The organism is Achromobacter sp. MFA1 R4 (genome assembly GCF_900156745.1).
GTDB lineage: Bacteria > Pseudomonadota > Gammaproteobacteria > Burkholderiales > Burkholderiaceae_B > Achromobacter.
In genome coordinates this window covers 3,899,065-3,924,570 of the sequence record NZ_LT707065.1, presented here as the reverse complement: position 1 = coordinate 3,924,570, position 25,506 = coordinate 3,899,065, and the positions used below count along the sequence as shown (strand labels likewise).

The following is a 25,506-nucleotide window of genomic DNA, read 5'->3' as shown; positions in this document are numbered from 1 at the left end:
GATCACGGCATGAGCAAACGTCCCTTCGGCCTGGCGGTCGCGCAGATGGGCCCGGTGCAACCGCAGGAGTCGCGCCGCCAGGCGGTCGCCCGGCTCCTGGCCATGATGCGCGAGGCGCACGCACGCGGCGCGCGCATGGTGGTGTTTCCGGAGCTGGCGCTCACGACCTTTTTTCCGCGCTACTGGATGACGGAAGAAGAGGCGATGGAACGCTACTTCGAAAAGGAGATGCCCGGTCCCGAGACCCGCGTGCTGTTCGACACCGCGCGGGAACTGGGCATCGGCTTTTACCTGGGCTATGCCGAGATCGCCACGGACGGCCGGCGGTTCAACACCAGCATCCTGGTCGACGCCAACGCGCGCATCGTCGGACGCTACCGCAAGATCCACCTGCCGGGCCACAGCGACCACAAGCCCCAGGCACCGTTCCAGCACCTGGAAAAGAAGTTCTTCGAGGTCGGCAACGAAGGCTTCAACGTCTGGGAGACGATGGACACGCGCATCGGCATGTGCCTGTGCAACGACCGCCGCTGGACGGAGACCTGGCGCGTGCTCGCGCTGCAGGGCGCCGACATCGTGGCGCTGGGATACAACACGCCGTCATTGAATATCCACTGGAACGAACCGGTCCACTTGCGCATGTTCCACCACCTGCTCAGCTTGCAGGCGGCCGCGTACCAGAACGCGGTCTGGGTGGCCGCGGCAGGCAAGGCCGGCGTGGAAGACGGCAGCCACCTGATCGCCGGATCGGCCATTGTCGCGCCCACGGGCGAGATCGTGGCGCAGGCGCAGGGGGAGGAGGACGAGGTGATTTTCTGCCAGGCCGATCTGGCGCTGGGAGACACCTTCAAGCAGCACATCTTCAACTTCGCCGCCCACCGGCGTCCGGAACACTACGGCTTGATTCTCGAGCGCGTAGGCGCCGGCCCCGCCCTGGGCAAGACGCCTCTTCCCTAAAGGACCCGCCATGACCCGATTTACCCGCACCCTGATCATTGCCGGCCGCTGCGGCCTTGCGCTGTGCCTGGCCGGCGCCAGCCTGGCCGCGACCGCCCAGCCCCTCACGACCGGCGTGGACGCGACGTTCGCGCCGCACGCCATGCCCAAGCTGGGCGGCGGCCTGGACGGCTTCAACATCGAGCTGGGCCAGGCGCTCGCCAAGCAGCTGGGCACCACCATCAAGATCGAAGGCACCGAGTACGCCGCGCTGATTCCGGGGCTGAACGCCAAGAAATACGACTTCGTGCTGGCGCCCACCACGGCCACCGAGGAACGCGCCCGGGCGCTGCTGTTCTCCGAGGGCTACCTGAACACCGACTACACCTTCGTGATCGGCAAGAACGCCAAGGACATCTCGGGCCTGGAGGATCTGAAGGGCAAAAAGCTGGCGGTCAACAAGGGGTCGGCCTACGAGAACTGGGCACGCGACAACGCGGCCAAGTACGGCTTTTCGTATGACGTGTACGCCTCCAACGCGGATGCGGTGCAGGCGGTGCAGGCCGGCCGCGCGGACGCCAACCTGGCGGGCAACACGGTGGCGGCCTGGGCCGCCAAGCAGAACCCGGCGGTGCGCACCAGCTACACCATCAAGACGGGCCTGGTCTGGGCGCTGGCGTTCCGGCTGGACGACCCGGCGGGCCGCGACCGGGTGTCGATGGCGCTCAAGTGCCTGAAGCAGGACGGCACGGTCTCCAAGCTGGCGCAGAAGTGGTTCGGCTTCACACCCGCCCCCGGTTCCGCGGCCGTCACGGTGACGCCCGGCCAGGGCGTGCCCAACCTGCCCGGTTACGACGCCAAGCCGGTCGCGCTGCGCTGCAGCTGATCGCCCGACGCCAACGCCAACGACATGGGACGGGTCGCTTGCGGCCCGCGCCCGCGCACCGAGGAGCTTCCAATGGAAACGCCGATCCTGAAAATCGCCGGGCTGCACAAGTCCTATGGCGACAACGCCGTCCTCAAGGGTATCGACCTGGACGTGGGCAAGGGCGAGCTGGTCTTCATGATCGGCCCGTCCGGCTCGGGCAAGAGCAGCCTGCTGCGCTGCTGCAACCGGCTCGAGGAGCCGTCCGCCGGCACCATCCACGTCGATGGCGAGGAAATCACCGCGCCTTCGGCCGAACTGAATCGCATCCGCCAGAACATCGGCATGGTGTTCCAGCACTTCAACCTGTACCGCCACATGTCCGTGCTGTCGAACATCACGCTGGCGCTGCGCAAGGTGCAGAAGCTGGCGCGCGCCGAGGCCGACCGCCGCGGCATGGAGGCGCTGGACCGCGTGGGACTGGCCGACAAGGCAAAGGCTTACCCCGACCAGTTATCCGGCGGCCAGCAGCAGCGCGTGGGTATTGCCCGTTCGCTCGCCCTGCGTCCGAAGGTGGTGCTGTTCGACGAGCCCACCAGCGCGCTCGACCCGGAGCTCGTGGGCAGCGTGCTGGCCGTGATGCGCGAACTCAAGCGCGACGGCATGACGATGATGGTGGTCAGCCATGAAATGGGGTTTGCCCGCGCGGCGGCCGACCGGGTCGTCTTCATGGACGGCGGCGTGATCGTCGAGCAAGGCCCGCCGCAGGACGTCTTTGGCGCCCCCCGTCAACCCCGCACGCAGGCCTTTCTGGCCCGCATGGCGGAACATGCCGCGTAAGGCGGCCCGGTGAGCGCTCCATGGATCTGAAAGCCCTGCTGTTCTCATTTTTCAACGCCGAGGTCGCCTGGCGCTATCTGCCCGACATCCTGGCCGGCATGTGGGTCACGCTGCAACTGGGCGTGGCCGTGGCCGCCACGGGCGTGGCGCTTGGCCTCGCGCTGGCCATGACGCGCGCGCTGCGCATCCGGCCGTTGAATTTCCTGATCATCTGCTTTGCCGACATCCTGCGCGCGCTGCCGCCGCTGGTGGTCATCATGGTGCTGTTCTTCGCGTTCCCGTACATCAACCTGTCGATGTCCGCCTTCGTGGCGTGCTGGCTGTCGCTGTCGCTGGTGCTGGCCGCGTTTGCCGAGGAGATCTTCTGGGCGGGCATCCTGTCGGTGCCGCGCGGCCAGGCCGAGGCGGCGCGCTCAACGGGGCTGAACTGGCTGCAGAGCATGGTCTATGTCGTGATGCCGCAGGCGTTGAGACTGACCGTCGCGCCGCTGACCAACCGCGTCATCGCCATCACCAAAAGCACGGCGCTGGGCTCGGTCGTGGGCTTGAGCGAAGTGCTCAACAATGCGCAGTCGGCCAGCAGCAACGCAGGCAACGCCACGCCGCTGACCTTGGCGGCCGTGGCCTGCCTGCTCATTTTCCTGCCGGTGGTGGTGCTGGGACGCTGGACCGAAACGCGGTTCAAGTGGAAGCACTGACCTGGAAGCACTGATCTGGAAGCGCGGACCACGAAGCTCGGACCTGGAAGCTCGGACCTCGGGCCGGAAAGGACCTCAAACGATCGGCACAGCCCGCGCAATGCCACGCAAGGCCACGCAAGGCCACGCCGGGCCGCGCAGGCCGGCTAAACACAACAAGGAAGCCCGCAATGGGCCCAGGGGAACCGCATGGACGAAATCCTGCAGAATTTCTTCAATCTGAACGTCTACGCCAACGTCGCGCCCTACCTGCTGCAGGGCCTGGGCCGCACGCTGATGCTGTCGGCCATGGTGATCCCGGTGGGGCTGGCGTCGGGGCTGCTCATCGGCGTGCTGTCCGTCACGCTCAAGGCCCGCTGGGCGCGCGTGCTGCTGGCCATCTACATCGATTTCTTCCGTGCCCTGCCGCCGCTGGTGCTGCTGATCTTCATCTACTTCGGCGCGCCGTTCCTGGGACTGGACCTGCCCAAGCTGCTGGCGGTGGCGGTGGGCTTCATGCTGAACAATTCCTCCTACTACGGCGAGGTCTTCCGCGCCGGGCTGGAAAGCGTGCCGCGCGGACAGGTCGAAGCGGCGCGGTCCACGGGCCTGTCCGCCTGGCAGACGATGTGGCATGTGCAGATCCCGCAGGCCACGCGCAACGTCATGCCGGATCTCATCAGCAACACGCTCGAAGTGGTCAAGCTGACCACGCTGGCCAGCGCCGTCGCGCTGCCGGAACTGCTGCGGGTGGCGCGCGACGCCCAGTCGCTGGTCTACAACCCGTCGCCCATCGTGCTGGCGGCGCTGTTCTACCTGGCGCTGCTGTGGCCCGTCGTGCGCCTGCTCAGCCGGCTGGAACACCGGCAGCTTTCCCGGCATTGAGGCCGCGGGCGCCGGCAACGCGGGCCGGGGGCCGGGGCCCGGCGCCGCGGACGCCGGGCGGGGGCCGCCTGTGGGGCGTCCGCCACAATGCGGCGGACCGGCGCCGGTGGCCGTCCGGGCGCGGCCATATAATTCCGCGTAGCGCCGCCCCCCCTCGGGCGGCGCGCGCGGCCAGGCCCTTCCGCCTGCGCCGTCCCGCGACCCATAGGATCAAAGCAACACTCATCATGCCCGACCTGGAACCAGACACCGTCTCCGCCCTTGAAGCCCCTGAATTTGCCGCCGCGCAGTTTGTGCGATGGTTCCGAGACGTGGCGCCGTATGTGCATGCATTCCGAGGCAAGACGTTCGTGGTGGCGTTTGGCGGCGAACTGGTGCAGGCCGGCGCGCTGAATGCCCTGGTCCAGGATCTGTCCCTGCTGTCCTCGCTGGGCATCCGGCTGGTGCTGGTGCACGGCTCGCGGCCGCAGGTCAACGAGCAATTGCGCCTGAAGGGCTACACGCAGCAGTTCGACCGGGGCCTGTCCCCCACCGACGCCGCCGCGCTCGAATGCGCCAAGGAAGCCGCCGGCGAGATCCGCCTGGACATCGAGGCGGCCTTCAGCCAGGGGCTGCCCAACACGCCCATGTCGCACGCCCACATCCGCGTGATCTCCGGCAATTTCGTCACCGCGCGCCCCGCGGGCGTGCTGGACGGCGTGGACTACAAGCACACCGGCCAGGTTCGCAAGATCGACGTGGAGGCGCTGAAGTTCGCCATCGAGAAAGCCTCGTCGGTCGTGCTGCTGTCGCCGCTGGGTTTCTCGCCGACGGGCGACGCCTTCAACCTGGCCATGGAAGACCTCGCCACCAGCGTGGCCGTGGCGCTGCGCGCCGAAAAACTGATCTTCCTGTCGCGCTCGCAGGGCGTGCTGAACGACGACGGCACGCTGGACACCGAGCTGGCGCGCGTGGATGCCGACGCGCTGCTGGCGGGCGGCGAGCTAGACGAAGAAACCCATTCCTTCCTGCAATACGCCTCGCTCGCGGTCAAGCGCGGGGTGGCGCGCGCCCACCTGCTGCCCTTCGAACTGGACGGCAGCGTGCTGCTCGAGATCTTCACCCACGATGGCGTGGGCACCATGGTGGTCGAAGACACGCTGGACGACCTGCGCCCCGCCACGATCGACGACGTGGGCGCCATCCTCAGCCTGATCGAACCCCTGGAAGCCGACGGCACGCTGGTGCCGCGCCCGCGCAGCGTAGTCGAGCGCGACGTCGAGAACTTCACCGTGCTGGAGCACGATGGCGTCATCTACGGCTGCGCGGCGCTGCATGCCTTCCCCGACGAGCAGATGGCCGAAATGGCCTGCCTGATCGTGCACCCCGAATGGCAGGGCTCCGGCGAAGGCGAGATCCTGCTGCGTCACATGGAATCGCGCGCCCGTGCCGCGGGCGCCAAGCGGCTGTTCGTGCTGACCACCCGCACCTCGCACTGGTTCATGAAGCGCGGCTTCGTGCAGGGCGGCATCGCCGACCTGCCCCGCGAAAAGCAGAACAACTACAACCGCTCCCGGAACAGCCTGGTCTTCATCAAGAAGCTCTGACACCCGCTCCCCGCGCCAATCCGCGGAGGATAAAAGGGGCTTGGCGCCCGGCGCGCGCCAAGCCCGCTAAAATGTGGCGTTATTCATTTTTCCGGCAGCGAACCATGGCCCGTATCGTCAACTGTGTGAAATTGAAGCGTGAAGCAGAAGGGCTGGACTATCCGCCCTATCCCGGCGAAGTCGGCACGCGCATCTGGCAAAGCATTTCCAAGGAAGCCTGGGAAGACTGGAAAAGCGTGCAGACGCGCCTGGTGAACGAAAACCGCCTGAACCTGGCCGACGCCCGCGCGCGCAAGTACCTGCAGCAGCAGATGGAACGCTACCTGTTCGAGGACGGCAGCGTCGAAGCCGACGGCTACGTCCCGCCCTCGGCCTGACCCGATACGCCGCGCCCGCGGCGTACGGCATCGCAAAGCCCCTCGCCCCGCGAGGGGCTTTTGCCTTTTCGCATGCACCCTCAAGATCTCGGCCTCCCAAGACCTTAAGATTCACAGACCGCTGACCGTATTAACGCTGTCATGAAAGAAGAATCGCGCCTGCCCATCGCACCTGACCCGTCCCCCGTCATCGAGCGCGCGCTGCGGATCGAGCCCGACCGCACGACCGGCACGCTGCGAGACGTGCGACACGTCGTCATCCTGATGCAGGAAAACCGGTCCTTCGACCATTATTTCGGCACGCTGCCGGGCGTGCGCGGCTTTGCCGATCCGCATCCGGCCCCCACCCCGGCGGGCACGGTCATGACGCAGGCGGACGGCCAGGCCCGCTGCCGTCCCTACGACCTGCGGCCGGAGTACGCCAGCGACACGCCGGTGGGCTACATCACGCCGCACACCTGGGACGACGCGCAGCGCGCCTGGAACGACGGCCGCATGGACCAGTGGCTGTCCGCCAAGAGCCGGCTGGGCATGGGCGCCTACCAGGGCGCTGACGTGCCGTTCCAGACGGCGCTGGCGAACGCCTTCACGGTGTGCGACGCCTATCACTGTTCGATCCAGGCCGGCACCAACCCGAACCGGCTGTTCCTGTGGACGGGGACCAACGATCCGCAGGGCGCGGCAGGCGGGCCGGCGCTCGTCAACACCTATGACCGGCTCGGGCCGGCCACCGAGGGCTACGCCTGGACCACCTATCCGGAGCGGCTGCAGGCGGCGGGCGTGGACTGGCGCATCTACCAGGACATGGCGGACAACTACAACGACAACCCGCTCGCCGGCTTCAGGCAGTACCGCAGCCAACACGCGAGCGCGGCGGCCGAGGCGCCGCTGCGCGACCGCGCGCTGGCCACCCGCACCCTGGACGATCTGGCCCGCGACGTGGCCCAGGGCACGCTGCCCGCCGTGTCCTGGATCATCGCGTCCGCGGCGGATTCGGAGCACCCCGAAGTGTCCGCGCCCCGCCAGGGCGGCGCCTACACCGAGCGCGTGCTGGACATCCTGACGCGGGACCCCGAAACATGGAGCCGGTGCGTGCTGTTCGTCACCTATGACGAAAACGATTGCTTCTTCGACCACATGCCGCCGCCCGCACCGCCCGCGCGCCATCCGGACGGCGAATCGGGCGGCCTGTCCACTGTCGAACTCGACGGCGAATACCACGACGCGCGGCACGGCCCCAGCGCGTCCACGCCGGACGATCCCGCGGCCCTGCACGGCCGCGCCTTCGGGCTGGGTCCGCGCGTGCCCATGCTGGTGGTTTCGCCCTGGAGCCGGGGCGGCTGGGTCAATTCGCAGGTGTTCGACCACACCTCCGTGCTCCGATTCCTGGAAGCGCGCTTCGGCATCGCCGAACCCAACATCAGCGCCTGGCGCCGCACGGTGGCGGGCGACCTGACGTCGGCCTTCGATTTCGCGGGCGACCGGGGGCCGCATCATCCCGACAGCAACCGCCACGCCTGTCCCTTGCCCTATGCGCTGGAGGCCGTGGGCAAGATGGCGGCCGATGGCGAACATTACCGGCTGACGCTGCGCAATCCGGGCAGCGCGGGCGCCGTGCTGCACGTCTATGACCGTCTTGCGCTGGCGCGGGCGCCCCGGCGCTACACGGTGGGCGCGGGTGCGCGGCTGGACGACGGCTGGCGGCTGGCGCAAAACGGCGCATATGACCTGTGGCTGCTGGGGCCGGACGGGTTTCACCGCCAGTTCCGCGGCGATGCGCAGGATGCGGGCATGCTGGAAGCGCAGCTCGTGCCCGTGACCTCGGGCCTGCGCCTGCGGCTGGTCAACCACGGCGACACGCCGCAACCGGTCAGGGTCGAATCGCACATGCAGGACGGCTGGCGCGCCATGGCGCACGTGCCCGCGGGCGGCGCGGTCGAGCTCAAGTACGCGGGCTGCGAGGGATGGTACGACCTGGAGGTGGGTGCGCCGGCGATGCCGGGCTTCGGACGCCGGCTTGCCGGTCGCATCGACGGCGGCAAGCCGGGTGTGCCGGATCCCCGGCTGTGCCAGGGATCGGCGCTACCGCTTTGAGGCGGCAGGCGGTGGGCGCTTACTGGTCCGAGGTGTCCTCGGACTCTTCTTCGCCGCGCGCCAGGCGCTCGGTGTTCTTCACGCCGGTGTGGCGCACGTCGGCGCCCTTGACCATGTAGATCACGCGCTCGGACATGTTCTTGGCGTGATCGCCGATGCGTTCGAGCGCGCGCGCGATGAAGATCATGTCGATGGCGCGCGAAATGGTGCGCGGATCTTCGATCATGTAGGTGATCAGGTGGCGCAGCGCGCCCTTCCATTCCTTGTCCACTTCCTTGTCGCTGCGCACGACGGCGGCGGCCAGGATGGGATCGAGGCGAGCGAACGCATCCAGCGCCTGGTGCAGCATGGTACGCACGGCGGCGGCCATGTGGCGCAGTTCGATCACGGGAATGTGGCGCAGTTCGCCTTCATGGACGCGGCGGGCAACGGTGGCGACCTTCTCGGCCTCGTCGCCGGATCGCTCCATGTCGGTCAGCATCTTGGACACGGCCATCAGCATGCGCAGGTCGATGGCGGTGGGCTGGTGCCGGGCCAGGATGCGGCTGATGCTTTCGTCGATCTCGACTTCGTGGCGGTTGACTTCCTTTTCCCGCTCGCGAACCTTATCGACCAGCGACATATCGCCGCTGGCCAGCGCGTCGATCGCCTCCTGGATCATGGCTTCCACCACGCCGCCCATTTGCAAGAATTGCGAACGGACGCTCTCCAGATCGGCGTCGAACTGCTTGTTTGTATGCTCCGTCATCCGGGCTCCCTGCGTGGTTGATCTCATTGCATTGCCCCGAAATAAAAGCGGTTACGAGATGGGCCTGCACAACCGGCAAGGTTATGACCCAAGTGTGACAGGATTATGAATCGAGGCCCCGCCCCCGGCAAGGCGGATCGGCGGGGCCTGCAGGCCGGCGTCTGGTCAGCCGGCGCGGTCCAGGCGGCGGATGCCGTTCTGGGTGGCCAGCAGCGCCACGTCGGCGCCCGACAGCGCGAACAGGCCGCAGGTCACGACGCCCGGCAGGTTGTTGACGATGGCTTCGAACGCGGGCGCGTCGGTGATGGACAGCCCGGACACGTCCAGGATGATGTTGCCGTTGTCCGTGACAAAGCCCTCGCGCAGCCGGGGCTGGCCGCCCAGCGCGGTGAGCGCGCGGGCCACGGATTCCCGCGCCATCGGAATGACTTCGAGCGGCAATGGAAACTTGCCCAGCGTCTGGACCAGCTTGGATTCATCGGCGATGCAGATGAAGCGTTCGGCCACCGAGGCCACGATCTTCTCGCGCGTCAGCGCACCGCCGCCGCCCTTGATCATGTGCAGGCTGGCGTTGATCTCGTCGGCGCCGTCCACGTAGATGGGCATGGTGGACACGTCGTTCAGGTCCAGCACTTTCAGGCCATGGCCCGCTAGACGGGCCGCGCTGCGCTCGGAACTGGCCACCGTGCCACCGATGCGGCCCTTGAATCGCGCCAGGCCGTCGATGAAGAGGTCAGCCGTGGAACCGGTGCCCACGCCGATGATGGCGTCCGGGCCGGCGACCTGTTCGACGAATTCCAGGGCTGCGTCAGCGGCTTGCTGCTTGAGTTCTTGCTGGGAGAGCATGGCGGTAGAAGTGCGGAAAAGTTGCGTGAGCCAGGAAATTTAGCATGCGGCGGTTTCGGGCCAGGCGCGCGCGAGGATCGCGTGCGTGTCGGCGCCGGCGGGCATTTCACCAAACATGCCCCCCGGCGCCTGCAGGCGGCTGGCCACGAAGGCGTCCGACACCGCGGCGGGCGCGTGCTCGATGAGCAAGGCGGCCTGCCACAGGCGCGCCAGGCCGCCGGCGACACGCCGCGCCTGGAACAGAGCCTGCTCGGTGTCCGCCAGCAGCGCGCGCCAGCGCCCAAGGGCCTCGTCGTAACCGCGGTGCTGCCCCGCGGCGCGCGCCAGCTCGGCCTCAAGCGCGGGCAGCGCCTCTGGTTCGCGCTGCAACGCCCGCAGCACGTCCAGCGCCATCACGTTGCCCGAGCCTTCCCAGATGGAGTTGACCGGCGTTTCCCGATAGAGCCGGGGCATCGGCCCGTCTTCGACGTAGCCATTGCCGCCCCAGACCTCCATGCACTCGGCCACGGCGGCCACCGCGCGCTTGCAGACCCAGAGCTTGGCGGCGGGCGTGCCCATGCGCACCAGCGCGCGCGCGCCGGCGTCGGCACGTTCGTCCACGGCCCGCGCCAGACGCAGGGCCAGCGCCATGGCCGCTTCGCTTTCCAGGGCCAGGTCGGCCAGCACATTGCGCATCAGCGGCTGTTCGACCAGCCGCTTGCCGAACGCCTGGCGGTGCAGCGCATGATGCGCCGACTGCGCCAGCGCCTGGCGCAACAGCGCGGCGCTGCCCAGCACGCAGTCCAGCCGCGTCGTGCCCGCCATTTCGAGCAGCACCGACAGGCCGCGTCCGGGCTCGCCGACCATGACGCCCCAGGCCTCTTCGAACTCGACCTCCGAGCTGGCGTTGCTGCAATTGCCCAGCTTGTCCTTCAGGCGCCGCACGCGCACGGCGTTGCGCGGGCCGTCGGGGATCCAGCGCGGAACGAGAAAGCAGCAGAGGCCCTCGTCCGTCTGGGCCAGCACCAGGTGCGCATCGGCCTGCGGCACCGAGAAGAACCATTTGTGCCCCACGAGCTGATACGCGCAACCGCGCCCGGGCGCGCCCAGCGGCATGGCGCGCGTCGTGACGGCGCGCAGGTCCGACCCCCCCTGCTTTTCCGTCATGCCCATGCCGATCAGGGCGCTGCGCTTGGCGCCGAGCGGCGCATCGGCGGGGTCGAATTCCCGCGAATACAGCGCGGGCAGCCACTGGCCGGCGAAATCCACCACGCCGGCGGGCTCGCGCTGCAGCAGCGGCACGGCGGCGAAGGTCATGGTGGTGGGGCACAGGGTGCCGGCCTCGACCTGGCCCTGCATCAGGTAGGCGGCCGCGCGCGCCACCTGCGCCCCCGGCGCGGGCTGCATCCAGGCGCGGCTGTGCAGGCCGCGGGCCATGATGCCGGTCATGAGCAGGTTCCAGGCGGGATGGAACTCGATGCGGTCGACGCGATGGCCCGCCCGGTCGTAGCTGACCAGGCGCGGCGGACTGCGGTTGGCCTCGGCCCCCGCGGCCAACGTCTGCGCGCGGCCCAGCCAGGCGCCGTGGGCGTTCAGGTCGCCCGCCCAAGCCTGCGCGCCCTCGCGGCGCACGGCCTCGCGCAGGGCGGGATCGGTGTCGTACAGGGAATAGTCTTCCAGGGGCGGAACCTGGTTGAACACGGTGTGCGTCGCGAACGATGACATGGAATCCCCCTGATTCGATCGGCCGCCGCGCCGCATGGACGTATGTCCGTATGCGCGGCGCGGCTTGCCCCGCGGGCCCCGGCCTAGACAGCCATGGGCGCCGTCAGCGTCCAGGGCCGCAGGGCCTCGATCTGCGCGGCCAGTTCCAGCAGTTGCGCCTCGGCGCCGAGCGGCCCCATGACCTGGATGCCGATCGGCAACCCGTCGGCGGACATGCCGAACGGAATGGAAATGGCCGGCATGCCCGTCAGGTTGGCCAGCGGCGCAAACGGCGAATAGCCGATGACGCCCTTCTTGCCCAGACGGTAGGCCAGATAGTCGGCGTTGTCCATGGCGTAGCGGCCGATGGGTGCGGGCGGCTGCGCCAGCACCGGGCTGAGGAACAGGTCAAAGCCCTGGGCGCCATCGCGATGCAGGAATCGCCCGACGCGCCGGGTGATCTCGTGGCAGGTATCGACGCAGGCCACGTATTGCGCGCCGGAGATCGCGCGGGCGTATTCGCGCGCGCCCAGTGTGGTGGGTTGCAGTTCGTCGGCGGCCAGGCGCCTGCCGCGCGCGGCGACGAAACTGTCGATGGCATTGGCCGCCGCGCTGGCGATCAGCGGCAGCATGGGCGACAGGACTTCCTCGGAGCCCACGGGCGGCGCGGCCGGCACCAGTTCGTGTCCCAGCGCGGCAAGGAACGCGGCGGCCTCGTCCAGCGTGGCAGCCACGTCGGGATGGATGGCGCCGCCTTCGTAGGTGGTGTTGACGAAGGCGATGCGCCGCCGGGGCGCCGCGCGCGGATCCGCGGCCGCCCGGGCCGCCACCGTGCGGAAGGATTCCGGGGGCTGGGCCGGCGCGGCATAGGGCGCGCCTACGTCGGCGCCCGCGCTGATGTCGAGCGAGGCCGCGCAGTCGCGGACGGACAGGGTCATCATGTGTTCGGTGGCCAGGCCGCCCCAGCCCTCGCCCTTGAGCGGGCCCAGCGGCATCAGGCCGCGCGAGGGCTTCAGGCCCAGCACGCCGCAGCACGACGCCGGAATGCGGATCGAGCCGCCGCCGTCGCTGCCATGCGCGATGCGCACCATGCCGCTGGCCAGCGCCGCGCCCGCGCCCCCGCTGGAGCCGCCCGCGCTGTGGCCTTTTTTCCAGGGGTTCTGGGTGGGCGGTCCGTAGACGGGGGATTCGGTCGTGGGGCTCAGGCCGAGTTCGGCGCTGGTGGTGCGGCCGAAGGGAATCAGGCCCGCGCGGCGATAGCGCTTGACGAGGTCGGCGTCGACATTCCACTGCACCTGGCCGTACAGCACCGACCCCATCGCGCTGGGCAGGCCGATGGCGGCGGTGCCCAGGTCCTTGAGCAGGGTGGGCACGCCCAGGAACGGCCGGTCGCGCAACTGCGCCAGGCGCTGGTCGGACGACAGGGACGCCAGTTCGTCGTCCAGCGCCTGCGCCAGCCGCAGGCCGGCTTCCGCCTGCACGCCGCAGGCCGCGTTGATGGACGGGTTGCGGGCCGCGACGCGCTCCAGCGCCTGCTGCATGGCAGCCAGCGCCGTGGTGGCGCCTTGGGCGATGTCGGCGCCCAGCGCCGTCGCGTCGAGGGGAGAGGAATCATGGCGTTCGGCGATGCTCATGCTGACGATGCTCCAGGGATCGACGGCGAAGTGCCGCATGCATGAGGATATCGGCTGCGGGGACGGGCAACAAGCGCGCCCCCGGGCGGGAATGGGTCCGAATCTTGCGGACCCCCGTTTCAGGCGGCGCCGGCGGACGGCGCGCGGGGCGCGTCGGTGTCCTCGTCGGCCTGCGCCGCATCGGCCGCGTCCGTGCCCAGCAGGCGCAGCGCATCGGCCTCGGGCAGCGCTTCCACGCCCTTCAGGTTCCGGAGCATCGCGCGGGTGCGCACTTCGGTCTGCCCGATCTTGTTGCTGGCCGTGTCCAGGGTCTTCTTGACGCTGGCCAGGGATTCGCCGAACTTGCCGAATTCGGTCTTGACCGCGCGCAGCACCTGCCACACCTCGGACGAGCGCTGCTCGATCGCCAGCGTGCGAAATCCCATCTGCAGGCTGTTCAGCAGCGCCGCCAGGTTGCTCGGACCCGCCACGTTGACGCGCAGGTCATGCAGCTTGTCCAGCAGGCCGGGCCGGCGCAGCACCTCGGCATACAGGCTTTCCGTGGGCAGGAACATGATCGCGAAGTCGGTGGTGTGAGGCGGTGCGATGTATTTGCCGGCGATCAGGCGCGCCTGCACTTCGACCGCCCTGCCCAGCGCGGCCCCCGCCATCTTCACGCCCTCGGCGTCCGCCGCTTCCTGCGCGTCCATGAGGCGCTCGTACTCTTCCTTGGGAAACTTGGCGTCGATCGGCAGCCAGACGGGATCGCCGCCGTCGCCGCGGCCGGGCAGGCGGATCGCGAATTCGACGGCCGCGTCGCTGCCCGGGACGGGCTTGACGTTGGCGGCGTACTGGTCCGGCGTCATGTTGTCTTCGATCAGCCTGGCCAGTTGCACTTCGCCCCACGTGCCGCGGGACTTCACGTTGGTCAGCACCCGCTTCAGGTCCCCCACCCCGGCCGCCAGCGCCTGCATTTCGCCCAGCCCCTTGTGCACGGCCTCCAGGCGGTCAGAGACCAGCTTGAAGGATTCACCGAGCCGCTGCTCCAGCGTGGCGTGCAGCTTTTCGTCCACGGTGCGGCGCATCTCGTCCAGTTTGGCGCTGTTGTCCGACTGCAGGGACTGCAGACGCTGGTCCACGGTGGCGCGCACTTCCATCAGGCGCCGCTCGTTGATCTGGATGAGTCCCTGCAACTGCTCCGAAAACCCCGCGGCAAAGCGCGCCAGCGATTCGGCCGATTCGGCGCGCGCGGCCTGCGCGTCGCGCGACAGGCCCGCGCGCAAGTCGCCATGCGACTGCGACAGTTCCTGGCGCAGGGCGCGCGTGGAGTCGGAAAACTCGCTGCGCAGGCCGCGCTGGCCCTCCGCAATGTCTGCGCGCAGCGCGCGCTCGGTTCTCTCCAGACCCTCCAGCAAGGCGTCCAGGCGGGCATCGGAAGCGGACGGACGCAGCCACGCCAGCACGGCGGCCACAAAGGCCAGCACGGCGCCGCCAGCGGCGACCCAAAGCAGAATATCGTTCAAAAGAGGCGTCTCCAAAGCGCGAATTGTAGGACTCATCCCGGCCCGCGTTCCAGCCGATCGCAGCGGCGGGCGGAAAGACGCGGCAAAGACAACCGGATTACACTGGCGGCCAGCCCAACAGATCCGCCCGCCGCATTGAACTCCGCCGATCACTCCGCCTGCACGCCTGACGTTTCCTTCCAATCCGTGTTCGGACCGCTGGACCTGGATTCGGAAACGCCGCTGGCTACGGGCGGGGACCGCCACATCTTCCAGCACCCGCATTCGCCGGCCCTGCTCGTCAAGGTCATGGACATGCACGCGCGCGCCATCTACCTGGATGCCCGGCCGTTCAAGCGCTGGTACAAGCAGTATCAGCGCGAAAGCGCCTACCGCGTCTACCTGAACGAAATCTCGGAATACGTCACCACCACCACCCGCCCCTCCGGCGTGTGGCAGGTGCCGATGGCGCGCGTGGTCGGCGTCGCGCAAACCTCGCTGGGCCTGGGCCTGGTGGTCGAAAAGATCACCGATGGCGCTGGCAACATGGCGCCGACGGTGACCGACCTGGCGCTCAAGGGCCAGTTGGACGATGCCCTGAAGGCGCAACTGGATGAATTCTTCGACGATCTTGCCGACGCGCATGTCGTGGTGCACGACATGTCGGCCAGCAATATCGCGGTGGGCCTGAACGCCGACGGCAAACCGGGGCTGTATCTTATCGACGGCTTTGGCGTGCTGCCCCTGATTCCGCTGTATGCCTGGAGCAAGCGGCTCAATCGCCGGCGTATCCAGCGCAAGTATGCGCAGTTGCGCGAATCGCTGGCCAGGCGCGTGCGCGAAGCCGGTTTCTAGCCGCCCGCCGGCGCCTCGGGCAGGATGATGCCCTGGCGGTCCACCCAGACATAGTCATGCCCGGCGCGCTGGCCGCGCCGCAACGGATTGCGCGTGCAGAAGGCCGCGTAGGCCGGGTCCACGAACCGATAGCTCAGATGTTCGTCGCGCCCGGCCGGAATGCCCAGCCGGGTGGTGCACACAAGGTAAGGCGGCGCCTCGCCCACGTCTTCGACATACAGCGCTTGAGGATCGAATCGGCGGGCATCCCAATCCGGCACCTTCAGGCCCAGCGATCGGCAAAGCAGCGTCTGGCCCGCGCAGAGCGCGCCCAGCGGCCGGGGCCGGCCTTGCGCATCGGGGTTCAGTTCGCGCATGCGGGCAAGCGCCTCGGGCCCGGACAGCGCATCGGTCCAGGGATAGGCGGACTTGATCAGCACGGCATTGCCCGGACCGCCCGCGCTGAAATTCAGCGAATCCCCGCCCCGCGCGTAATACATATAGATGGTGCCGCCGTCCATGAACAGGGCGCGGCGCTTGTGGGTATAGCCCAGCGAGGCATGGCTGCCCCGCTCTTCCAGGTAGTAGGCTTCGGTTTCAATGATGCGGGCCGACAGCCACAGGCCGCCGACCCGGTGGCGGATCACCTTGCCCGGCAGCTCGCGCGCGAGCTGGGCGGCGTCGCGGTCGAAGAAGGCGTCGGGCAGCGCCCGGCCGGCCCGCCCCGCGGACTCAGGCGAAACGTTCGCCGTAGCGCTTTTCACTGAAGCCAACGCTCACCTCGCCATCCGGCGTCACCGTGACCGGGCGGCGCACCAGCGCCGGGTATTCGGCGATCAGCTTGGTCCACTGCGCGTCGGTGTGGGCCGTCTTGCGGTCTTCGGGCAGGTTGCGCCAGGTCATCGAGGCGCGGTTGACCAGTTTTTCCCAGCCGCCGACCTGCTCGGACCAGGACTTGAGCGTGGCGGCCGGCACCGGATCGTCGCGGTAGTCGACGAAGGCGTGATCGACGCCGTGCTCGGTGAGCCAGTCGCGGGCCTTGACGCAGGTGCTGCACTTGGCCAGGCCATACAAGGTGGTTTGCTTCATTTGGATTCGGACTCCTTGCGCCATTGCATGCGGTTGGCGAGGATCACGCAGGTGCCCACCGCCAGGATGAACAGGGTGGCCAGCGCGTTGATCTCGGGCTTGAGGCCCAGGCGCACCCGGGAGAAGACCTCCATGGGCAGCGTGCTGGACCCGGGGCCGGACAGGAACGACGCGATGACGACGTCGTCCAGCGACAGCGTGAACGACAGCAGCCAGGCCGACGCCAGCGCGGGCGCGATGAGCGGCAGCGTGATTTTGAAGAACACGGTGATCGGCGTGGCGCCCAGGTCCAGCGCCGCTTCTTCCAGCGAGCGGTCCAGGTCGCGGATGCGGGTCTGGATGACGACGGCCACGAAGGCCATGCACAGCGTCACGTGTCCGACCCAGATCGTGAACATGCCGTTCTGCTCGGGCCAGCCCAGCGCGCCGCGCAGTTCCACGAACATCAACAACAGCGAGATGCCCAGCACGACCTCGGGGATCACCAGCGGTGCGCTCAGCATGCCCACGTACAGCGCAAAGCCGCGAAAGCGCCCCATGCGGCTCAGCACGTAGCCGGCCCAGGTGCCGATGATGACCGCCGCGGTGGCGGTCAGCACGGCGATGCGGAACGACAGCCAGGCCGCGCGCAGCAGCGCGTCGTCGTTGACCAGCGAGTGATACCAGCGCAGCGAGAACCCCGTCCACGACGTGACGGACGGGGATTCGTTGAACGAAAACACCATCAGGCTGAGGATGGGCACGTACAGGAAAAAGTAGCCCAGTCCCAGGACCAGGGCGCGCAGCGTCTTGTTGGGCCCGTTCATGCGCGGCCTCCGGCCTGGCGCTGCTGCCTGACCTGGCTGTACTGGAAGTAAACCAGCGGCACGAGCAGCAGCAAAACCATCACGCACGTCACGGCCGATGCCATCGGCCAGTCGGCGTTGTTGAAGAATTCATTCCACATCACGCGTCCGATCATCAGCGTGTTGGCGCCGCCCAGCATTTCCGGAATCACGTATTCGCCCACGGCGGGGATGAACACGAGCATGGCGCCGGCGATCACGCCCTGGCGCGACATCGGCACCGTGATCTGCCAGAACGCCTGCCAGGGCTTGGCGCCCAGGTCGTAGGCGGCCTCCAGCAGGCGCAGGTCCATCTTCACCAGCGTCGCGTACAGCGGCAGGATGAAGAACGGCAGATAGGCATAGACCATGCCGATGTACACGGCGAGGTCGGTCCGGTAGATCTCGAGCGGGCTGGAGATCAGGCCCAGGGCCTGCAGCAGGTTGTTGAGCAGCCCATCGTTGCGCAGGATGCCCACCCACGCATACACGCGCAGCAGCAGCGAAGTCCAGAACGGCAGGATCACCGCCAGCAGCAGCAGGTTGCGCACCCGCGCCGAGGAACGCGCGATGTAGTACGCGATGGGATAGCCGATCAGCACGCAGACCAGCGTGGTGATGCCGGCGATCTTCACCGAGCTGAGGTAGGTCCGGACGTACTGGTCTTCCGTGAACAGCAGGATGTAGCCGCGCAGGTGCAGGCTGAACTGGATCGCCTCGTCCTGGAACTGCGCCAGCGACGTGTAGGGCGGAATGCCGAATTTCATTTCGGCAAAGCTGATCTTCAGCACCAGCAGGAAGGGCAGCAGCAGGAACAGCACCAGCCAGGCAAACGGCGGCACCACGGCAAGGGCCCGGCCCGACGGGAGCCAGTCGCGGGGCGAAAAGCGGATCATGACGCCAGCACCGTCGCGCTGTCGGCGTCCCAGCTCACGAAGATCTCTTCGTCGATGCCCGGCGCGTCCATCTGGGCGAGCAGGCGGCTGGGCACGCTGGCCTCGACCGTCTTGCCGGAATCCAGGCGGATCTGATAGAGCGCGTAGCTGCCCATCCAGGCCATGTGGCTGACCATGCCGTGCGCCCAGTTGTAGTCGCCGTCGGGCTGCTCGCGCGACACCAGCAGGCGTTCGGGGCGGATGGACACGTGCACTTCCATGCCCAGGGGCTCGCTCACGCCGTGGTTCACGTAAAGCGGCCGGGTCAGTTCGGCGCATTCGATGGCGACGTGGTCGGGTTCGTCGACCACGATGGTGCCGGTGAACATGTTGGTCGAACCGATGAAACTGGCGACGAAGCGCGAGTTCGGGAAGGCGTAGACGTCCTGGGGCGTGCCGCACTGGACGATCTGGCCTTCGGTCATGACGGCCAGGCGATGCGCCATGGTCATGGCCTCTTCCTGGTCGTGGGTGACCATGATGCAGGTCACGCCGACCTGCTCCAGGATCTTGACGAGTTCGATCTGCGTCTTCTGGCGGATCTGCTTGTCCAGCGCCGACATGGGCTCGTCCAGCAACAGCAGCTTGGGACGCTTGACCAGGCTGCGCGCCAGCGCCACGCGCTGCTGCTGCCCGCCGGAGAGCTGGTTGGGCTTGCGGCGGGAATAGCCCGCCATCTGCACCAGGTCCAGCGCCTCGAACACGCGGTCATGGATTTCCGCGCGGTCCACGCCTTCCTGCTTGAGGCCGAAGGCCACGTTGGCCTCGACCGTCATGTGCGGGAACAGCGCATACGACTGGAACATCATGTTCACGGGCCGGCGGTACGGCGGCACGCTGGTGATGTCCTCGCCATCGAGCAGGATCTGGCCCGAGGTGGCTTCTTCAAACCCCGCCAGCATGCGCAGCAAGGTGGACTTGCCGCTGCCGGAGCTGCCCAGCAGCGCGAAGATTTCGTTGCGCTTGACGGACAGGTTGACGGAGCGCACGGCAACCACGTCGCCAAAGATCTTCACCACATCGGAGACCCGGACGAACTCGTCCGGGTCCGCCGAATGCGGCGCCGAGTAACGGCTGTCGTTCATGATGACTAATTTCCCAACTTCAGCTCGGACCACAACTTGTTCTGCAGGCGCGCGATGTTCAAGGGCAGCGCCTTGATCACGTACAGCGTCTTGGAGACCTCGGCCGGCGGGTAGATCATGGGATTGTCGGCCACGTCCTTGTTCACGTACTGCCGCGCCTCTTTGTTGGCGTTGGGGTAGAACATAGTGTTGGTGATGGCCGCGTGGACCTTCGGCGTCTCGATGTAGTTGATGAAGGCCAGCGCCTCTTCGGGGTGCGGGGCGTCCTTGGGGATGACCATCAGGTCGAACCACGCCGGCGCGCCGCCCTTGGGAATGAAGTAGTTCACTTCGTAGGGCTTCTTGGCGTCCTGCGCGCGCTTGCGGGCGATCATGACGTCGCCGGAGAAGCCGTAGACCATGCACAGGTCGCCCACGGCCAGCTCGTCGATGTAGCCCGACGAGCTGAACTGGCGGATGTACGGGCGGATCTTCTTCAGGACTTCCATCGCGGCCTGGTAGTCGGCGGCATTGGTGCTGTTGGGATCCTTGCCCAGGTACTTGAGCACGGCCGGAAAGACCTGCGCGGCTTCGTCCAGCATGGAGATGCCGCATTCCTTCAGCTTGGCGGCGTTCTCGGGCTTGAAGAGCATGTCCCAGCTGGCGAGGTCCACGTCGTCGCCCATGATCTGCTTGACCTTGGTGACGTTGTAGCCCAGCCCGTTGGTGCCGTAGCCCCAGGGAATGGCGTGTTCATTGCCGGGATCGACCGTGGCGACGAGCGCCATGATTTCGGGATCCAGGTACTTCCAGTTGGGGATCTTGGACTTGTCCAGCTTCTGGAAGAGGCCCGCCTCGATCTGGCGCGAGGCGTAATGGGTGGACGGGACAACGACGTCGTAACCCGACTTGCCGGCCAGCAGCTTGGCCTGCAGCGCGTCGTTGCTGTCGTACACGTCGTAGCGGACCTTGATGCCGGTTTCCTTTTCGAAACCCGGAATCGTGTCCGGCGCCGTGTATTCGGCCCAGTTGTAGACGTTGACGACCTTGTTCTGCGCCACGGCCGTCGATGTGGCCGCCGCAACCAGCACCGCGCCGAGCGCCCAGCGCATTCCCGCCTTCAGTTTCATTATGACCAGCCCCCTTGCTCTATGCCGTATGCGACAGAAGTACCAAAAGGCGAAATGATAAAGCTTTTTAGCGATCACCTGACCAACTTTGGGGGGTAAATGGCGCCATTCCCCGGGCCTGCGTCCGCGAGCGGATCGGCCGGTCAGGGCTGGATTCCAACGCCCCACGCCGTCCAGTAGCTGTCCCGCAGCCGCAGCCAGAACCGTTCGCCGGCCTCGCCGCCCACCTTGCGCAACGACCTGCGCAGCCGCTCCAGGTTGGCCTGGCGCTGCCGGTCGGTCAGCGCGCCCTGGGTGCCCCGGTCGAAATCGATGAGCCAGACCCGGCCGTCATTGCCGATGAGGATGTTGAACGCGTTCAGGTCGGCATGCCAGACGCCTGCCCGGTGCATGCGCGCGATGGCGTCGGCCACGGGCTGCCAGAGGGGCTCGGACAGCGCCTGCGCCAAGGGGCGCACGCCGGGAATGCGCTCGACGACGATGGCCGCGCGGTAGATCGGGCCCTGCCGCCAGTAAGCGGCGGCCAGCGGGGCGGGCACCGGCAACCCCTGCGCGCGCAGCGCAGCCAGCAGCCGGTATTCACGGAAGCTGCGCGTGCGGGATTCGCCGTTCCAGAGATAGGCGTCGCGGCTGATGCGGGCGATCATGCCGCCGCGGCGGTAGCGCCGCAGCACGCCCTGCCAGCCCTGGCCCTGCACGAACCACGCAGCCTGGCGTCCGCCGGCGTCCACCGGACGCGCCAGTTCGCCGTAGTGCGCGGGATTGAAGATTTCCGGACCGGCGTCCGCCAGGCGGCCGGCATCGCTGAGCATGGCGCCCGCCAAGGGGCCGGTCCAGGACGTGCGCCGCGCGCCGGAACGATCATCACCCTTCACGGTTGCGCATCCAGTCGGCCACGCCGTAGAAGGATTCGAGCAGGCGCTCGACCAGGACGGGCTCGATGCCCTCGTCTTGCATGGCGCGTCCGATGCACGTCACCCACTGGTCGCGCTCGACCTCGCCGATAGAGAACGGCAGGTGGCGCGCCCGCAACCGGGGATGGCCGAAGCGTTCTATATAGTGGTCCGGACCGCCGAAGTACCCGCACAGGAACCAGAACAGCTTGTCGCGCGCCGCATCCAGGCTGGGGCCGTGGGCGGCGCGCAGCGCCTTGAGGTCGGGCTCCATGTCCATCAAGTCATAGAAACGGTCGACGAGGGCGCGCACGCCGGCTTCGCCGCCAAGAAGGTCAAACACGGTGCGGGAATTTTCCACGGGTTCTGAAATGGAATGGACGCGGGACGTCATCAGGTTTCTCGAAGGGTGACGAGCGGCGGCGTGCGCAGGACGCCGCGCAGGGCCAGCGCCCCGCCGGCCCAGGCGCCCAGCATGCCCGTGCCGATGCCCGCCAGCCAGGGCCAGAGGCTGAGCGTAAAGGCGAAGTCGAACACCTGGGTTGATAAAGCCCAAGCGATCGCCGTGGCACCCGCGGCCGCCAGCAGGCCCGCCAGCCCGCCCACGGCCCACAGCTCGATGCGCTGGGACCGGGCAAGCTGGCGCCGCGTGGCGCCCAGCGCGCGCAGCACGGCGGCCTCGCGCATGCGCTCGTCGCGCGTGGCGGTCAGCGCCGCGGACAGCACCAGCACGCCGGCGGCCAGCGTGAACATGAACAGCAGCTGCACCGCGCGGCCGACTTCGTTCAGCACGGATTGCAACTGCTGCAGGATGGCGCCCACGTCGAACACGGTCAGGTTCGGGAACTCCCGCACCAGGGCGGGCAGCACGGCCGCCTTGTCAGGCGGCAGGTAAAACGAGGTGATCCAGCTCTGGGGCATGTCGGCCAGCGCGGCGGGCGTCAGGATGGCGAAAAAATTGACGCGCATGGTATCCCAATCCACCCGGCGCAGGCTGGTCACGGCCACCTCGACCTGCTGGCCGGCCACGTCGAAACGCATCTTGTCGCCCAGGTTGATGCGCAGGGACTGGGCCAGCCCCGACTCCAGCGAGACCTCGGCCGAGCCCGGCGCCAGCCAGCGGCCCTGCTCGATGCGGTTGGAGGAAGGCAACGTCTCACCATAGGACAGGTTGAACTCGCGGTCCACCAGGCGCTTGGCGCGCGGCTCTTCGTAATCGTCCGGCCCGACCGGCTTGCCGTTGATGGCGATCAGCCGCCCGCGCACCATCGGCGACAGCGTGATGCGGCCCAGCCCTTCGCGCGTCAGCGCGTCCGTCACGGCCTGGCGCTGGTCGGGCTGCACATTGATGAGGAAGCGGTTGGGCGCGTCGGGCGGCATGGTGCGCTGCCAGCCCTGGATCAGGTCGGTCCGGGTCATGGTCAGCAACAGCAGCGCCATCAATCCGACGGCCAGCGCGCAGACCTGCGTGATGGTGGCCGCCCGGCGGCGCACCACGCCCGCCAGCGCGAAGCGCAGCGCGGGCAGCCCGGCAGCCAGCCGGCGCACCCGCGCCAGGCCGAGGATGCACAGCCACGCCACCAGGGCGAACACCCCGAACGCCCCCAGGAAACCGCCCGCCACCACCCCGCCCAGCTTGGCATCGCCCGCGAACCACCAGATCAAGAGCGCAAAGCCCGCCGCGCCCAGCGTGTAGCCGAAGGCGCTGCGCGCGCTGATCGTGTCCGCATCGCGCCGCAGGACCCGGGCGGGCGGCACGTGCCGCAGTTGCGCCAGCGCCGGCAGGGCGAACCCCAGCAGGAGCAGCACCCCGGTCAGCACGCCCTGCAGGGCCGGAATGGCCGACGGCGCCGGCAAGGTCGTGTCGATGACCGACCCGAGCAGCATCACCAGCACCTGGTGCACCGCGTAGCCGACCAGGCAGCCGGCCGCGGACGAAAACAGTCCCACCAGGGTGAATTCCAGCGTCAGCATGCGCGAGACCTGCGACTGCACGGCGCCCAGGCAGCGCATGACCGCGATGCCGTCGCGGTGGCGCGTCATGTACCGGCCCGCCGCCAGCGCCACGGCCACGGCCGAGATCAGCACCGCCAGCAGCGCGACCAGCGACAGGAAGCGCTGCGCGCGGTCCAGCGTGCGGCGCACCTCGGGTCGGCCCGATTCCAGCGTGGCCACCTTCTGGCCTCGCTTGAGGTTCTGTTTCAGCCAGGTGGAATACCCGGCCACGGCGTCGGGCTGGCCGGCGACCAGCATGGCATAGCCGATGCGGCTGCCGGGCGCGATCAGGCCGATGGCCGGCAGGTCGCTGGCGCGCAGCAGCACGCGCGGGGCGACGTTGACGAACTGCATGCCCTTGTCGGGCTCATAGGTGATGACGCGGTCGATGCGCAGGCGGGCGTCGCCCACATTCAGGCTGTCGCCGACTTTCAGGTTCAACAGCGCCAGCAACTGGCCGTCGACCCAGACCGCGCCTTCGGGCGGCACATCGCGGGTGGGGGCATCGGGCGCGAACGGCGCATCCGCGACCCGCAAGGCGCCGCGCAGCGGATAGCCCGGCTCCACGGCCTTCAGCGCGGCAAGCTGCGCGCCGTCGCCCGCTCCCACCATGGAGGGAAACTGCCACGTGCTGGACACGGTAAGCCCCCGCTCGCGCGCCGCGTCCTTGAACGCCGCGGGAACGGGCTCGTCGGCGTCCAGCACCAGATCGGCGCCGAGCATCTGCCCGGCGTCGCGCTCCAGCGCCCGCCCGACGCGGTCGGCCAGGAACCCCACGCTGGTCACGGCCGCCACCGCCACCACCAGGGCCAGGACCAGCAGCCGCAGCTCGCCGGCGCGCGCGTCGCGCATCATCATCCGGGCGCCCAGGCGCAATGTGGACCAGAAACCGGGGCGCTTGGCCTGTGACATATCAGGGAAATCCATCATTCATCTATGTTAACTAAGGGCCTGTAGGGCGTCCGAATCCCGATATCATCCCGGGGCGGGAGGCAAAGCCGCCCCTAAAGATAACCAATTCCGGAGAAGACAATGCGTAAATCCTGGCTTGCTGCCACGATTCTGGCCGCCTGCGCGGCCGCCACATCCCTGCCCTCGGCGGCCCAGACCACCCTGAAGATGGCCTACGCCCTGTCGACCTCGTCGCACTACGGCGCCGGCGCCGAAGCGATGGCCAAGTCCATCGAGGCCTCCACCAACGGCAAGTTCAAGGTCCAGCAATTCGCCAACAGCGCGCTGGGCGGCGAACGCGAAGTCATCGAAGGCCTGCAGATCGGCACGATCGACCTGGCCATCGTTTCGACAGGCGCCACCCTGAATTTTGTTCCCGAGACCGGCGTTTTCGACATCCCCTTCCTGCTGCGCGACCTGGACCACGCCCGCAAGGTGCTGGACAGCAAGATCGGCCAGGACATGCTGGCCAAGTTCCCCAGCCGCGGCATCGTGGCGCTGGCCTGGGGCGAACAGGGCTTTCGCCACCTGACCAACAACGTGCGCCCGGTCAAGACCCCGGCCGACGCCAAGGGCCTGAAGATCCGCACCACCGAGAACCCGATCCACATCACCGCCTTCCGCCAGATCGGCATCCTGCCCACGCCGATGGCCTGGCCCGAAGTGGCCACCGCCCTGCAGCAGGGCACGATCGACGGCCAGGAAAACCCGCTGTCGGTGATCACGTCGGCCAAGCTGTCGCAGATGCAGAAGTACCTGTCCCTGACCGGCCACGTCTACGGCCCGGCCCTGGTGCTGATGTCCGCCAACGTCTATGAAGGCCTGTCGGCCGCCGACAAGGCCAACTTCGACAAAGCCGGCAAGGAATCGGCGCAGGCCATGCGCGCCTACGTCGACAACATCGAAAAGACAGGCGTCGAGCAACTCAAGAAGGAAGGCATGCAGGTGACGGAAGTGGACCGCGCCGCCTTCGCCGCCGCCGTGGAACCGGCCTACCCCGAGTACTACAAGAAGTTCGACAAGAAGCTGATCGACTCGATCCGCGACACCAAGTAAGCAGGCGCGGCCCCCGAGCGGGGCCGCTCGTCCTGCGGGCGGAACCGGCGCGCGCCGCGTGGCCGCCCCGCCTCTTACGCGAC

24 protein-coding genes are annotated in these 25,506 nt (G+C 68.1%); 10 read left to right on the top strand and 14 right to left on the bottom strand.

Translation table 11 applies throughout. The features are described from left to right. Window positions 1-9 precede the first annotated feature (9 nt). From BXA00_RS17935 to BXA00_RS17900, 8 genes are all read left to right on the top strand, one after another. On the top strand, window positions 10-957 hold the full coding sequence (locus BXA00_RS17935; protein ID WP_076519832.1) for an N-carbamoyl-D-amino-acid hydrolase: 948 nt from the start codon (window positions 10-12) through the stop codon (window positions 955-957). Between the two features lie 10 nt (window positions 958-967). Next, the gene (locus BXA00_RS17930; protein WP_076519831.1) at window positions 968-1,822 is read left to right on the top strand and encodes a transporter substrate-binding domain-containing protein; all 855 of its coding nucleotides are present in this window, start codon (window positions 968-970) and stop codon (window positions 1,820-1,822) included. Between the two features lie 72 nt (window positions 1,823-1,894). Beyond that, on the top strand, window positions 1,895-2,641 hold the full coding sequence (locus tag BXA00_RS17925) for an amino acid ABC transporter ATP-binding protein (protein ID WP_076519830.1): 747 nt from the start codon (window positions 1,895-1,897) through the stop codon (window positions 2,639-2,641). Between the two features lie 20 nt (window positions 2,642-2,661). After that, window positions 2,662-3,339 carry an amino acid ABC transporter permease gene (locus BXA00_RS17920; RefSeq protein ID WP_231952103.1) on the top strand — a complete coding sequence of 226 codons (678 nt, stop codon included), beginning with the start codon at window positions 2,662-2,664 and terminating at the stop codon, window positions 3,337-3,339. A gap of 189 nt (window positions 3,340-3,528) precedes the next feature. Next, complete coding sequence (locus BXA00_RS17915; protein ID WP_076519829.1) at window positions 3,529-4,203, top strand: amino acid ABC transporter permease; 675 nt, start codon at window positions 3,529-3,531, stop codon at window positions 4,201-4,203. A gap of 227 nt (window positions 4,204-4,430) precedes the next feature. Continuing rightward, window positions 4,431-5,789, top strand: a complete 1,359-nt coding sequence (gene argA / locus BXA00_RS17910) for an amino-acid N-acetyltransferase (protein WP_076519828.1) — start codon at window positions 4,431-4,433, stop codon at window positions 5,787-5,789. A gap of 104 nt (window positions 5,790-5,893) precedes the next feature. After that, window positions 5,894-6,166 (top strand): oxidative damage protection protein, encoded by a 273-nt coding sequence (locus BXA00_RS17905; protein ID WP_076519827.1) that lies wholly within the window; start codon window positions 5,894-5,896, stop codon window positions 6,164-6,166. A gap of 141 nt (window positions 6,167-6,307) precedes the next feature. Further along, window positions 6,308-8,260 carry a phosphocholine-specific phospholipase C gene (locus BXA00_RS17900; protein WP_083714279.1) on the top strand — a complete coding sequence of 651 codons (1,953 nt, stop codon included), beginning with the start codon at window positions 6,308-6,310 and terminating at the stop codon, window positions 8,258-8,260. Between the two features lie 19 nt (window positions 8,261-8,279). Here the strand turns inward: BXA00_RS17900 and phoU are convergent, their stop codons facing one another. The 5 genes from phoU to rmuC form a co-directional block, all read right to left on the bottom strand. Then, on the bottom strand, window positions 8,280-9,008 hold the full coding sequence (gene phoU, locus BXA00_RS17895; protein ID WP_076519826.1) for a phosphate signaling complex protein PhoU: 729 nt from the start codon (window positions 9,006-9,008) through the stop codon (window positions 8,280-8,282). Window positions 9,009-9,173: 165 nt separating this feature from the next. Then, window positions 9,174-9,854 (bottom strand): ribose-5-phosphate isomerase RpiA, encoded by a 681-nt coding sequence (gene rpiA / locus BXA00_RS17890; protein ID WP_076519825.1) that lies wholly within the window; start codon window positions 9,852-9,854, stop codon window positions 9,174-9,176. Between the two features lie 39 nt (window positions 9,855-9,893). Next, complete coding sequence (locus tag BXA00_RS17885; protein ID WP_076519824.1) at window positions 9,894-11,558, bottom strand: isovaleryl-CoA dehydrogenase; 1,665 nt, start codon at window positions 11,556-11,558, stop codon at window positions 9,894-9,896. 83 nt (window positions 11,559-11,641) lie between these two features. Continuing rightward, window positions 11,642-13,210 carry an amidase gene (locus tag BXA00_RS17880; RefSeq protein ID WP_231952102.1) on the bottom strand — a complete coding sequence of 523 codons (1,569 nt, stop codon included), beginning with the start codon at window positions 13,208-13,210 and terminating at the stop codon, window positions 11,642-11,644. An 80-nt stretch (window positions 13,211-13,290) separates the two neighbouring features. Then, entirely contained in the window at window positions 13,291-14,709 is a 1,419-nt protein-coding gene (rmuC, locus tag BXA00_RS17875; RefSeq protein ID WP_369825574.1) for a DNA recombination protein RmuC, read from the bottom strand. A 99-nt stretch (window positions 14,710-14,808) separates the two neighbouring features. On the opposite strand from rmuC, the gene BXA00_RS17870 reads away from it, so the two are divergent. Beyond that, window positions 14,809-15,507 carry a PhoP regulatory network YrbL family protein gene (locus BXA00_RS17870; RefSeq protein ID WP_076519823.1) on the top strand — a complete coding sequence of 233 codons (699 nt, stop codon included), beginning with the start codon at window positions 14,809-14,811 and terminating at the stop codon, window positions 15,505-15,507. Here the strand turns inward: BXA00_RS17870 and BXA00_RS17865 are convergent. The 9 genes from BXA00_RS17865 to BXA00_RS17825 form a co-directional block, all read right to left on the bottom strand. Beyond that, window positions 15,504-16,250 carry a DNA-3-methyladenine glycosylase gene (locus BXA00_RS17865; protein WP_076519822.1) on the bottom strand — a complete coding sequence of 249 codons (747 nt, stop codon included), beginning with the start codon at window positions 16,248-16,250 and terminating at the stop codon, window positions 15,504-15,506. The genes BXA00_RS17870 and BXA00_RS17865 overlap by 4 nt on opposite strands. Continuing rightward, a complete protein-coding gene (locus tag BXA00_RS17860; protein WP_076519821.1) occupies window positions 16,219-16,575 on the bottom strand; it encodes an arsenate reductase in 357 nt (118 codons plus the stop codon). The genes BXA00_RS17865 and BXA00_RS17860 overlap by 32 nt, the downstream gene beginning before the upstream one ends. After that, on the bottom strand, window positions 16,572-17,381 hold the full coding sequence (locus BXA00_RS17855) for an ABC transporter permease subunit (protein ID WP_076519820.1): 810 nt from the start codon (window positions 17,379-17,381) through the stop codon (window positions 16,572-16,574). Before BXA00_RS17855 ends, BXA00_RS17860 begins: the two co-directional genes overlap by 4 nt. Next, window positions 17,378-18,295, bottom strand: a complete 918-nt coding sequence (locus tag BXA00_RS17850) for an ABC transporter permease subunit (RefSeq protein WP_076519819.1) — start codon at window positions 18,293-18,295, stop codon at window positions 17,378-17,380. Before BXA00_RS17850 ends, BXA00_RS17855 begins: the two co-directional genes overlap by 4 nt. After that, window positions 18,292-19,419 carry an ABC transporter ATP-binding protein gene (locus tag BXA00_RS17845; protein WP_076519818.1) on the bottom strand — a complete coding sequence of 376 codons (1,128 nt, stop codon included), beginning with the start codon at window positions 19,417-19,419 and terminating at the stop codon, window positions 18,292-18,294. The genes BXA00_RS17850 and BXA00_RS17845 overlap by 4 nt, the downstream gene beginning before the upstream one ends. Before the next feature lie 5 nt (window positions 19,420-19,424). Further along, a complete protein-coding gene (locus BXA00_RS17840) occupies window positions 19,425-20,528 on the bottom strand; it encodes a polyamine ABC transporter substrate-binding protein (RefSeq protein ID WP_076519817.1) in 1,104 nt (367 codons plus the stop codon). A gap of 143 nt (window positions 20,529-20,671) precedes the next feature. Then, window positions 20,672-21,403 carry a 3-deoxy-D-manno-octulosonic acid kinase gene (locus BXA00_RS17835; RefSeq protein WP_076519816.1) on the bottom strand — a complete coding sequence of 244 codons (732 nt, stop codon included), beginning with the start codon at window positions 21,401-21,403 and terminating at the stop codon, window positions 20,672-20,674. Then, window positions 21,393-21,815: a group II truncated hemoglobin gene (locus BXA00_RS17830; protein WP_083714278.1), complete on the bottom strand. Its 423-nt coding sequence runs from the start codon at window positions 21,813-21,815 to the stop codon at window positions 21,393-21,395. Before BXA00_RS17830 ends, BXA00_RS17835 begins: the two co-directional genes overlap by 11 nt. Next, window positions 21,815-24,346, bottom strand: a complete 2,532-nt coding sequence (locus BXA00_RS17825) for an ABC transporter permease (protein WP_083714277.1) — start codon at window positions 24,344-24,346, stop codon at window positions 21,815-21,817. Before BXA00_RS17825 ends, BXA00_RS17830 begins: the two co-directional genes overlap by 1 nt. 102 nt (window positions 24,347-24,448) lie before the next feature. Here BXA00_RS17825 and BXA00_RS17820 point away from each other — a divergent pair, with 102 nt between their 5' ends. Further along, window positions 24,449-25,423, top strand: coding sequence for a TRAP transporter substrate-binding protein (locus tag BXA00_RS17820; protein ID WP_076519814.1), 975 nt, complete (start codon window positions 24,449-24,451; stop codon window positions 25,421-25,423). Window positions 25,424-25,506 lie beyond the last annotated feature (83 nt).